This is a genomic window from Egibacteraceae bacterium, from assembly GCA_040905805.1.
In the GTDB taxonomy this organism is placed as follows: domain Bacteria; phylum Actinomycetota; class Nitriliruptoria; order Euzebyales; family Egibacteraceae; genus DATLGH01.
Genome location: JBBDQS010000025.1, coordinates 1 through 10,736, shown reverse-complemented (window position 1 = coordinate 10,736; position 10,736 = coordinate 1). Strand labels below are relative to the sequence as shown.

Annotated in this window: 12 protein-coding genes; 10 read left to right on the top strand and 2 right to left on the bottom strand. The window is 73.0% G+C overall.

The window, feature by feature from the left end:
- Window positions 1-233: 233 nt before the first annotated feature.
- The 4 genes from WD250_04030 to WD250_04015 are packed head-to-tail and all read left to right on the top strand — an operon-like array spanning window position 234 to window position 4,250.
- Window positions 234-650 carry an AhpC/TSA family protein gene (locus WD250_04030; GenBank protein MEX2619368.1) on the top strand — a complete coding sequence of 139 codons (417 nt, stop codon included), beginning with the start codon at window positions 234-236 and terminating at the stop codon, window positions 648-650.
- Entirely contained in the window at window positions 647-1,804 is a 1,158-nt protein-coding gene (locus WD250_04025) for an ABC transporter substrate-binding protein (protein MEX2619367.1), read from the top strand. Before WD250_04030 ends, WD250_04025 begins: the two co-directional genes overlap by 4 nt.
- Complete coding sequence (locus WD250_04020) at window positions 1,801-2,802, top strand: ABC transporter ATP-binding protein (protein MEX2619366.1); 1,002 nt, start codon at window positions 1,801-1,803, stop codon at window positions 2,800-2,802. The genes WD250_04025 and WD250_04020 overlap by 4 nt, the downstream gene beginning before the upstream one ends.
- Window positions 2,799-4,250: an FAD-dependent oxidoreductase gene (locus WD250_04015; GenBank protein ID MEX2619365.1), complete on the top strand. Its 1,452-nt coding sequence runs from the start codon at window positions 2,799-2,801 to the stop codon at window positions 4,248-4,250. The genes WD250_04020 and WD250_04015 overlap by 4 nt, the downstream gene beginning before the upstream one ends.
- An 8-nt stretch (window positions 4,251-4,258) precedes the next feature.
- Here the strand turns inward: WD250_04015 and WD250_04010 are convergent, their stop codons facing one another.
- Window positions 4,259-4,861: a CDP-alcohol phosphatidyltransferase family protein gene (locus WD250_04010; GenBank protein MEX2619364.1), complete on the bottom strand. Its 603-nt coding sequence runs from the start codon at window positions 4,859-4,861 to the stop codon at window positions 4,259-4,261.
- 27 nt (window positions 4,862-4,888) lie between these two features.
- Between WD250_04010 and WD250_04005 the strand changes: the two genes are divergently transcribed.
- Together WD250_04005 and WD250_04000 are read left to right on the top strand one after the other, a co-directional pair.
- A complete protein-coding gene (locus WD250_04005; protein MEX2619363.1) occupies window positions 4,889-5,653 on the top strand; it encodes a hypothetical protein in 765 nt (254 codons plus the stop codon).
- Between the two features lie 28 nt (window positions 5,654-5,681).
- A complete protein-coding gene (locus tag WD250_04000; GenBank protein ID MEX2619362.1) occupies window positions 5,682-6,416 on the top strand; it encodes an ABC transporter permease subunit in 735 nt (244 codons plus the stop codon).
- Here WD250_04000 and WD250_03995 read toward each other — a convergent pair.
- Window positions 6,339-6,956 carry a TVP38/TMEM64 family protein gene (locus tag WD250_03995; protein MEX2619361.1) on the bottom strand — a complete coding sequence of 206 codons (618 nt, stop codon included), beginning with the start codon at window positions 6,954-6,956 and terminating at the stop codon, window positions 6,339-6,341. The genes WD250_04000 and WD250_03995 overlap by 78 nt on opposite strands.
- Window positions 6,957-7,160: 204 nt before the next feature.
- Between WD250_03995 and WD250_03990 the strand changes: the two genes are divergently transcribed.
- From WD250_03990 to WD250_03975, 4 genes are all read left to right on the top strand, one after another.
- Window positions 7,161-7,592, top strand: a complete 432-nt coding sequence (locus tag WD250_03990; GenBank protein ID MEX2619360.1) for a hypothetical protein — start codon at window positions 7,161-7,163, stop codon at window positions 7,590-7,592.
- Window positions 7,593-7,676: 84 nt separating this feature from the next.
- Window positions 7,677-8,864 carry a DUF3179 domain-containing protein gene (locus WD250_03985; protein MEX2619359.1) on the top strand — a complete coding sequence of 396 codons (1,188 nt, stop codon included), beginning with the start codon at window positions 7,677-7,679 and terminating at the stop codon, window positions 8,862-8,864.
- Window positions 8,861-9,421: a TlpA disulfide reductase family protein gene (locus tag WD250_03980; GenBank protein ID MEX2619358.1), complete on the top strand. Its 561-nt coding sequence runs from the start codon at window positions 8,861-8,863 to the stop codon at window positions 9,419-9,421. The genes WD250_03985 and WD250_03980 overlap by 4 nt, the downstream gene beginning before the upstream one ends.
- On the top strand, window positions 9,421-10,320 hold the full coding sequence (locus WD250_03975; GenBank protein MEX2619357.1) for a cytochrome c biogenesis CcdA family protein: 900 nt from the start codon (window positions 9,421-9,423) through the stop codon (window positions 10,318-10,320). The genes WD250_03980 and WD250_03975 overlap by 1 nt, the downstream gene beginning before the upstream one ends.
- Window positions 10,321-10,736 lie beyond the last annotated feature (416 nt).

Sequence of the window (10,736 nt, the reverse complement as noted above, 5' to 3'; positions counted from 1 at the left end):
TACCGTGCCCTGATCGCCTCCCTCGCCCGACTCTCGCCACCCCACGACGCCGCGCAACTGCAACGGTTGCGCTCGTTCGCCGACGAGCTGGTCTCGACAGCATGACCAGCCCCTCTGCGGTCGGGCGGGCAGCACCCGCGCTGCGCCTACCGTCCCTCGACGGTGGCGAGATCGACCTTGCCGAGTTGCGTGGCGGTCCGGTCCTGGTGTCGTTCCTGCGTCATGCTGGGTGACTGATCTGCCGCAGCCACCTCGTGAAGGTGGCCAGGAAGAAGGACCGCCTGGATGCAGCCGGAGCGCGTGTGCTGCTGGTGACCCATGACGACCCGGACGCGGTCCGCCGCCTGATGCTGCGCGACGTGGACTGTCCCTTCCCGGTGACCATCGATCGGGAGAAGGCGGCCTACCAGGCATGGGGTCTGCGCCAGCTGCCGCTCCCGCTGCTCTGGCTGGACCCCAAGGTGTGGCGCCAGTACGCTCGGCTGCTGGTAGCCGGCGAGCGGATGCGCTCCTCGGGGGGCGACACACGGCAGATGGGCGGGGACTTCGTCGTGGATCACCACGGGGTCATCGTGTACGCCCGGCCCCAGCGTCGTGACGACCGACCGCCGGTCGGCGAGCTGATCAACGTGATCGAGGCGCTGTCATGAGACCGACCTTGTGCATGGCAGTGATGCTCGCGCTGTTGGCTGCGGCCTGCGGCGCTGGCGCTGGTGGCACCGTCGAGACGGTCGAGCCGGGCGACTGGCCGAGTGTGCTGGCTGCCGCGGAGGGCCAGACGGTGCGCTGGTGGATGTTCGGCGGCGACGAGCGGGTGAACCGCTTCGTCGACGACCACGTCGCACCGGCCGCCGCCGAGCAGGGCGTGACCGTGCAGCGGGTGCCGGTGGACGCCACCGTGGACGCCGTCCGCCGGGTGCTGGCCGAGCTCGAGGCGGGCCGCGACGACAGCGGCGGGGTCGACCTGGTGTGGATCAACGGGGAGAACTTCGCCTTGGGGCGCCAAGCTGACGCGTGGCTGACCGGCTGGGCCACCGACTTGCCAAACGCCGCGCTGGTGGACTGGTCTGACCCATCCATCGCCACCGACTTCGGGCTGCCCGTGGACGGTGACGAGTCCCCCTTCGCGCGGGCAGCGTTCGTGTTCGCCCACGACCCCGAGCGGACCCCGCATCCCCCCCGCAGCTTCGACGCGCTGCTGGACTACGCACGCGCGCACCCCGGCCGGGTCACCTACCCCGCACCCCCGGACTTCACCGGCGCGGCGTTCGTGCGCCAGGCGGTGGCCGCGCTGGGCGAGGACGAGGCGTTCACGCTGCTGGCCGAGCTCAAGCCGTTGCAGTGGCGTGAGGGCGAGACGTTCCCGGGCTCGGAGGCCGAGCTCAGCCAGCTGTTCTCCGACGAACAGGTGGACCTGGCGATGAGCTATGACCCCACGTTCGTGGCCACCGGGGTCCACCAGGGCGCCTTCGCTGAATCGGTCCGACCGTTCACGCTCACCAGCGGAACGCTGCAGAACACCAGCTACGTCGCCATCCCGCGCAACGCCGCCCACACCGCCGGAGCCCTGGTCGTCGCGGACCTGCTGCTGTCCCCGCAGCTGCAGGCGGTCATGGGCGACCCGGCCGTGTGGGGGATGCCCACGGTGCTCGACCTCGACCGGCTCGACGAGGACCAGCGCGACGCTCTGAGCGGCGCGACCGGCCCGCACGTCCTGTCCGACCTCGGCGAGCCCCTTGCTGAGCTGTCCGCCGACCAGGTCGAGCCGATCAACCAGCGTTGGCGCCAGGAGGTGGCCCGGTGAGCCGGGCGGCGCAACGCCGGCACGGCGCAGACGCTGCGACTGCGACCAGCGGACTGCAGTGTCGGGGGGTCACGGTCCACGCGGGCGGCCAGACCGTCCTCGACGACGTCGACCTCGATGCGCCGGCCGGCCTGCTGACCGTGCTCGTCGGCCCGTCGGGCGCCGGCAAGACCACCCTGCTGCGCGCGGTCGCCGGCCTCGCACCGCTGGCCCGCGGGTCGGTCACCGTCGGTGGGCGCGACCTCGCCGGTGTCCCCACCCACCGCCGCGCGGTCATGGTGCTGTTCCAGGAGCCCCGGCTGTTCGACAACCTCGACGCCGCCGGCAACGTGGCGTTCGCCCTACGGGCCGCGGGCATGCCCCGGCGCGATCGTCAGGCCAGGGCCGAGGGGCTGCTCGACGAGGTCGGCATGGCCGGTTTCGCCGGGCGCCGGGTCACCACCCTGTCCGGCGGCGAGCAGCAACGGGTGGCGCTGGCCCGGGCGCTGGCCGCCGACCCGGCGCTGCTGCTGCTCGACGAGCCGCTGTCCGCGCTGGACCCCGACCGTCGCGGCGCCCTGCGCACGCTGCTGCGCGACACCCAGCGCCGCCGCAGCCTGACCATGCTGCACGTCACCCACGACCAGGCCGAGGCCGCCGAGCTCGGCGACCGCTTGGCGGTGCTGCTCGACGGGCGGGTCGTGGCCCATGGTGTCCCCGACGAGCTGTTCGAGCGCCCGCCGACCGCCGCGGTCGCGCGGTTCCTGGGCGCCACCAACCTCCTGGGCTCCGGCGGCCGGCTCGTGGCCATCCGGCCCGAGCGAGTGCGGATCGACGCCACCGCGCCGCTGCGGCTGCAGGTGACCGCCTCGGACTACCTGGGCACATACCGGCGGGTGCGCCTGGGCACCAACGGGCTGCGCCTGGAGGCCCATGTTCCCACCGACGAAGCGCCGACTGTGGGCGAGTGGGTCGGCGTGGACCTGCCCGCCGAGCACCTGTGGGAGGTGCCCGCATGAAGCCCGACCTGGACCTGGCGGTGCTTGGGGGCGGCACCGCGGGGCTGACCGCTGCGGTGCTGGCCGCCGAGCTGGGCGCACGGGTCGCCCTGGTCGAGCGTGACCGCACCGGCGGGGACTGCCTGTGGACGGGCTGCGTGCCGAGCAAGAGCCTGATCGCATCCGCCGGTCTGGCCCATCGCATGCGCCACGCCGACCACGTCGGGCTGACCCCTGTGGATCCTGACGTGGATCTCGCCGCGGTGCTGGACCGGGTGCGGGCCGTCCAGGCCCACATCGAACCACACGACTCTGCCGAGCGTCTGACGTCGCTGGGCGTGGAGGTCATCGCCGACAGCGCCCGGTTCCTCGCCCCCCGCCGGCTCGCTCTGGCAGCCTCGGGACGAGTGCTGACCGCTCGAGCCGTACTCGTGGCCACCGGCTCGGCACCGCTGCTGCCACCGATCGAGGGACTCGCGGACGCCGACCCTTTGACCACCGACACCATCTGGGCCACCACGACGCTGCCGCCACGCCTGGTCGTGCTCGGCGGCGGGCCGGTGGGCTGCGAGCTCGGTCAGGCGTTCGCCCGACTGGGCAGCCAGGTGACCATCGTGGAGCAGGCCGAGCGTCTCCTGCCAAGCGAGGACCCCGCGGTGGGCCAACTGCTCGCCGACCGGTTCGCGGAGGAGGGCGTGGCCGTGCACACCAGCAGCCCCGCCGTTGCGGTCACCCGCGACGCGTCGGGAGTGCGCCTGGAGCTGGCCACGCCCGACGGTGCCGTCACGGTGGAGGGCGACGAGCTGCTCGTCGCGCTCGGACGGCGTCCCCGCACCGCCGGCCTGGACCTGGCGTGCGCCGGGGTGCGCACCGGTCGCCACGGCGCGGTGAACGTCGACCGGCGTCTGCGCACCAGCGCCGGTGGGGTCTACGCCGCGGGCGACGTCACCGCCGAGCTGCCGTTCACCCACGTCGCTGCCTACCAGGCCGGCGTCGCCACGTTGAACGCCCTGCTGGGGCTGCGCCGGTCCGTCAGCTACCGCGCCGTGCCCTACGTGGTGTTCACCGACCCCGAGGTCGCCCACGTCGGGCTGCACGAACATCGGGCCCGTGCCCGCTGGGGGGCGCGCGTGGTCGTGGCCCGCCACGACTACCGCGACGTGGACCGGGCGCTGACCGCGGCCACGCCCTACGGCTTCGCCACGCTGGTCGGGGACCCCAAAGGCCGGCTCGTGGGCGCCACCGTCGCCGCGCCGGCCGCGGGCGAGGTCATCGGCGAGCTGGCCGCACTGGTGGCACGCCGCGCCGGGGTGGGTGATGTGTTCAAGACCGTGCACCCCTACCCGACGTTCGCGCTGGGCGCGGCCACGGCCGGCGCCGCGCACCTGCGCCGGCGGTTCCTCACTGACCGCACCAGGCGGGTCGTCAGACCGCTGCTCGGGGCGCGGCGCGCGGTCACCCGCGCCTGATGCGCGACTCACGACCCCCGCAGGGCATGCGCGGCGGCGAGCGTCCGCCAGCCCGCGGTGAGCCCGACCGCGACAGCGAAGACCCAGGCGATCGGCGCCGCCGCGGCGGGCACGACGCAGAACAGGCTGTGCACGATCACCGTCTCGGTGCCCTCGGTGAGCCCACCCAGGAAGCGCACGCCCCGCTCGTCGACGGCGGCCAGCCCACGCCGCTCGGCCAGGGAGGAGTAGGCCAGCAGCGACGCCCCGTTGACGTAGTAGGTGCACAGCAGCACGGCGCACGCCAGCCGCGCGTCGGGCACCGCCACGGCGACCCCGACGACGAACGCCCCGTAGACGGTGAAGTCCGAGACGATGTCGAGGAACGCACCCGACTCCGAGGGCACGCCGGCCCGGGCGACCGCGCCGTCCAGTCCGTCGAGCAGGCGGTTGGCCAGCCACAACCCCAGCCCGAGCCACCAGCGGGTCGTGGCCACAGCGGCGGCGGCGCCCAGCCCGACGACCAGGCCGGTCACGGTCAGCGCGTCGGCGGTGATCCCGGTGCCGGCCAGCCGTCGCCCGACCCGGTCAAGGGTCGGCACGACCGCGCGGCGCACCGCCCGGTCGAGCATCAGCGGGCCCTCGGGGCAGCGCCGGCGGTGGCCGTGATCGTGATGCTGTTCGGCGGCGCGCTGGCCGGCGGCCTGGCCGCGAGCCTGCGCGGGCCTGCCGGCACGCGCACTGGCGCGGCGTGGGTCGCGGTGGTCGCCGACCCCTCCTTTGTCGACGCGCTGGTCTTCACCGTGCGCACCGCCGTCGTCGCCACTGTCCTGGCCGCCCTGCTGGCGATCCCCGTCGCCGCGCTGATCCGCGACCACGTGTGGGCACGCGTCGGCCTTGGTCTTCCCGTGCTCGTGCCCCACCTGGTCGTCGCCGTCACCGCCGCATTGTGGCTCAGCCCCGGCGGCCTGGCCGACCGTATGCTCGGCGGGCTGCCCGTGGACCTCGTCGGTGACCGCGCCGGCATCGGCGTCATCGCCGTGTACGTGTACAAAGAGCTGCCGTTCCTGGCGTTGCTGACCGCCGCCGCCTGGACCCCCGCGGTGCGCCGACGCCAGGAAGCCGCCGCCGTGCTCGGCGCCGGTCGGCTGCGCGCCTTCACCACGGTCGTGTGGCCGGCGGTGCGCATGCCGCTGGTCGCCGGCAGCCTGATCGTGGCCGCCTTCGTCGTGGGGGCTTTCGAGGTGCCCTTGATCGTGGGCCCAACCTACCCGCCCACCCTGGCCACCCTGGCACTGGAGCACACCCGCAGCGTCGAGCTCGCCGGGCAGGCCCGCGCCGCCGCGCTGCTGCTGCTCACCTCCGGGCTGGCGCTGCTGCTCGCCCTGCCCGCCGCCAGAGCCGCCCGCCACGCCGATGCCTGAACACCGGTTCCGCAGGATCGGCGTGGGGATGCTCGCCGCACTGTACGCAGCACCCTTCGCGCTGCTGGTGGTCCGTGCCGCCGCCGACGTGTGGCGCCACCCCGCGATCGTGCCCCAGCGCCTGGGGACACGCGGGCTCGCACAGGTGCTGTCCACCTCCGGCAGTGCCTGGCCCGCCCTGCGCAACTCACTGCTCGTCGCGCTGGCCACCGCGGCGCTGGCCCTGCTCCTGGCCTGGCCCGCCAGCCGGGTGCTCGCTCGCGGGGCACCCCGGGTCCGCGTCGGTCTGCTCGTGCTGATCGCGCTGCCGCTGCTGGTCCCCCCACTGGCGGTCGGTCACGGACTGAGCACCTGGCTGCTGCGCTGGGGCCTGGCCGACTCGCTGGCCGGGCTGGTCGCCGCCCACCTGGTCTACGTCCTGCCCTACGTCGCACTGCTGCTCGCCGCCGGGTTCACCGCCCGGGTCACCCGCCTGGAGGAGGCCGCCGCGACGCTGGGTGCCACCCGCGCCAGCCGTCTGCGCCACGTCACCGTGCCCGCCGTAGCGCCCGCCCTGGCGTTCGCGCTGCTGCTGGGGTTCCTCGTGTCGTGGAGCCAGTACGGCACCAGCCTGGCGGTCGCCGGCGCCACCCCCATGCTGCCCCTGCTGCTCGTCCCGTTCGTCCAGCACGATCCCCAGGTCGCCTCAACGCTCACGCTGCTGTTCGTCGCCCCGCCGCTGCTCGCCCTGACCGTCGCCGCCCGTTGGGGCCGGCACCGCTGAGCGGCTCAGGAAGCGCTTGCCCCACGTGCCGGCCACCGCCAGCGCCACGACCAGCGCGACCGCTCCGAGGAACCGTGCCGACAACGGGTCATCCAGCGTCCCCCCCAACGAGGCGTAGGCGAACGCTCCCGGCACGATCCCCAACGCGGTCGCGCCGACGTAGGGCCGGGTCGCCATGCGCGACAGGCCGGCCGCGTAGTTGAGCACGTTGAAGGGCACCAGCGGCACCAGGCGCAGACCGAGCATCGTGGCGAAGCCGCGGCGCTCCAACCAGCCGTCCGCCTTGGTCAGCCGTGGGCCCAGGAACCGCTGGATGCGCGCGCGACCCAGCCGACGGGACAGCACGAACGCCGCCGTCGCGCCAGCCGTGGCCCCCACGACGACCAGCCCCGTGCCCACCAGCGGGCCGAACAGCACCCCGGCCAGGGCGGTCATCGCCGCCCCAGGCACCAACAGGACTGTCCCCACCGCATACACCACGACGAACACGACCGGTGCCGCCCAACCCGTGGACGCCACGAACTCCTGCAGACCCTCCACCGCCGTATTGCTCCTCGCTGCTGGGGATCAGGGTGGGGCAACCTCCACCGAGGGACCCCTTGGGTAACCCGCAGGCCTGTCGGTGCATTCCCAGTGCCTGCCCTGGCCTGCCCCTGGCCTGCCCGAGACGGAATAGCGCGACCGGCACGGCGGGTTGCCCGCCCCGTCAGCCATTTCCTGCCATAGACAAGGAGTTGTTGCTTGATGGATTCGAAACGTCTGCTCGGAGGCATCGTTGGAGGGCTCGCCGGAGGGGTCATGTTCGGCGCCCTGATGCACATGATGGGGATGATGGGGATGATCGCCGGCCTGGTCGAGCAGGACAGCGCCGGCGTCGGCTGGGCGGTGCACCTGGCGATCTCGACGCTGTTCGGGGTCGGCTACGCGCTGACGTTGGGTGGGGCGTCGCGCTCCTGGGCGCATGCCGTCGGGTTGGGCGCGGTCTACGGGGTGGTCTGGTGGGTGGCCGGCGCGCTGCTGATCATGCCCGCCTACATGGGCATGTCGGTCTTCCAGATCGGCCAGATGCAGATGCAAAGCCTCATGGGCCATCTGCTCTACGGGCTGGCACTGGGGCTCGTCTTCCAGGCATTCACCCAGTCCAGCGAGCAGCGACACGTCGCGTCCCACGCCTGAGCAGCCTGCAGCCAGCCACAAGCGGGTCCGGGGAAGTCCCCGGACCCGCAGCGGGTTTCCCACACGACAAGGCCAACCCGACGCGTGGAGGACACCGTGCAGCTAGGACTGCTGACCGCCGTCATCGTAAGCGGTGGTCTGCTGCTGACCGCGTGCACGGCCGACACCGTGCTCGACCAGGCCGCCAACGCCGCCGACGACGCGGCGAGCGTGTCGCAAGCCGATCCGCCACCGTGGCCGTGGGAGCTGGAGGCGGCGGGCGTGAAGGTACCGGCGTCGGTGCCGCTGGAGGAGATCCGCTCGGGTGGTCCGCCGCCCGACGGCATCCCACCGATCGACGAGCCGGTGTTCGAGGGCGTCGGGGAGGCCGACGAGTGGCTCGCACCCCAAGAGCCCGTGCTGGTCGTGGAGCTTGGCGACGACGCGCGCGCCTACCCGCTGGCGATCCTGACGTTCCACGAGATCGTCAACGATGTCGTGGACGACATACCGGTGGTGGTCACCTACTGCCCGCTGTGCAACTCCGGGCTGGTCTTCGAGCGCACCCTCGACGGCGAGGTCCTCGACTTCGGCACGTCGGGTCGGCTGTGGCGCTCCAACCTGGTGATGTATGACCGGGCGACCCGCAGCCTGTGGTCACAGTTCACCGGCGAGGCGATCGTCGGGGAGCGGCTCGGTGACGAGCTGACGCGCCTGCCGCTACAGATCGTGTCGTGGGAGGCCTATCGGTCGTCGTGGCCCGACGGGCAGGTGCTGTCCCGCGACACCGGCCACGACCGCCCCTACGGCACCAACCCCTACACCGGCTACGACACGGGCAGGTCACCGTTCCTGTTCGACGGCGACACCGACGGTCCGTTGCCGCAGATGGCGCGGGTGGTGACCACCGGCGGGGAGGACGACCCCGTCGCCTACGCCTGGGATGCCTTGACCGAGCAGCGCGTGATCCACGACGAGGTCGCCGGTGAGCCCGCGGTGGTCTTTTGGGCCCCTGGCACCACCTCGGCCCTCGACGAGCGCACCATCGCCGACAGCCGCGACATCGGTGCGACGGGGGTGTTCCGTCCGGTCGTCGACGGCCAGGAGCTGACCTTCGAGCCCGCCGGCCAGGATGCGTTCCGCGACCGGGAGACCGGCAGCACCTGGAACGTGCTGGGCCGGGCCGTCGACGGCGCCCTCGAGGATCACGAGCTCGAGCGCTTCAACCACGACGACACCTTCTGGTTCGTCCAGTTCGCGTTCCGACCCGAGACCCGTGTGGTGACCTCATGACCCGACAGGTACTTCTCGGCATCGCCCTGGTCGTTGCGGTCGGCGCTGCGGCGCTGCTCACCGGTGGGGGCGCCGACTCAGGCGACACCCCCGCCGCCCCCACTGCCCCGGCCGGGGACGGCGATGTCTCCACGGGGCGACCGGCGATGCTCGACACGACCTTCGAGCACTTCGACGGCAGCGTCGTGCGCCTGGCCGACTGGGCCGGCACCCCCATGGTGGTGAACTTCTGGGCGTCGTGGTGCCCGCCGTGCGTGGCCGAGATGAGCGCGGCGTTCGAGCCCGTGCACGCCGACGTCGGCGACCAGGTCGCGTTCATCGGGTTGAACCTGGAGGACGACCCCGACGCCGCAGCCGAGATCGTCGAGCGCACCGGGGTGACCTACGACCTGGGCCGCGACCCGGTCGGTGAGCTGTTCACCGCCTTCGGTGGAATCGGCATGCCCACCACGGTCTTCATCGACGGGTCCGGCCAGATCGTTGACACCCACACCGGAGCGCTATCGCGCGCGCAGCTCGAGCGGGCGATCGAGCAGGCGTTCGGGGTGGCAGCGTGATGGACGCGCCCTTCGCCCTGGCGTTCGCCGCCGGTCTGGTCGCCAGCGTCAACCCGTGCGGCTTCGCGATGCTGCCCGCCTACCTGTCGTTCCTGCTGGGCACCGGCGACACCGCCGAGTCCCGTCCCGCGGCGGTGGCCCGCGCCCTGCGCGTCGGCCTGACCGTCTCGGTCGGTTTCCTGACCGTCTTCGGCCTGGCCGGAATCGGGCTGACCGCCGGCGCCCGTTGGCTGACCACCGCGATCCCCTTCGCTGCGCTGGCGGTCGGCGTGGGCCTCGCCGCGGTCGGCACGCTCATGCTGACCGGACGCTCGATCCCCGTGCGGCTGCCCACCATCACCCGCGCCGGCGCCAGCGCGGGGTCCGGCACCGGGACCGGGCCCACCGCCCTGTTCGGGGTCTCCTACGCGATCGCGTCGCTGTCGTGCACCCTGCCGGTGTTCCTCGTCGTCGTCGGCGGCGCGGGCACACAAGACAGCCTCGCCGCGGGCGTGGCGACCTTCGCCACCTACGCGCTGGGCATGGCCCTGCCCCTGCTCGGCGTGGCCGTCGCGCTGGCCCTGGGAAAGGACGCCTTCGTCAAACGGGTCCGGGCAATGGCGCGCTACACCACGCGGGTGGCCGGCGGCCTGCTCGTGCTCGCAGGCGGCTACATCGTCTTCTACTGGGCGACCGTGCTCGGCCCCGGGCAGGGGACCCCCAGCAGCGGCCGGATCATCACCGGCGTGGAGACCCTGTCCTCGCAGCTCACCACCGCGATCGGCACCCGACCGGTGCTGTCCGGGCTCGTGCTCACAGGCGCGATCGCGACCGCGATCGGCTACGTCTGGCGCAGCCGCCAACAACGCGACACGGCTCAGCCCCCACCAGTGTCCCAGACACGACCGCCGGGGAAATGACCCGGAAATCCCCAGGCAAGACCGTCAATGCGCCCAGCGGGACCCCGTTGACAGTGGCGTTGACCACGCCCCGCTCCCGCAACACCGTCACAGCCACGGCGAGCGACTCATCACCGAGGTCGACGGCGATCAGCACCTCGTCAACATCGAAGCCGCTGGGCCCGCCCGGCTCGTCCAGCGCGGTCGTCTCCGGGTTGGCCGCCCGCCACACCCCCCAGCTGGTGAGCGTCGACGGGAGCAGCTCCAGACGGGCGCCGCGCAAAGGGCCGAGGACCGCCTCGCCGGTGAGCTGGCTCCACACGCTGCCGGTGTCGTGGTCCCACCAAGTCATCGCGTTGCCCAACAGGTCCCCCTGGTTCCCTGCGCATGGACAGCCGACGTTGGGGAGGTGCGGAGGGAGGTGAGGAGCATGGCCA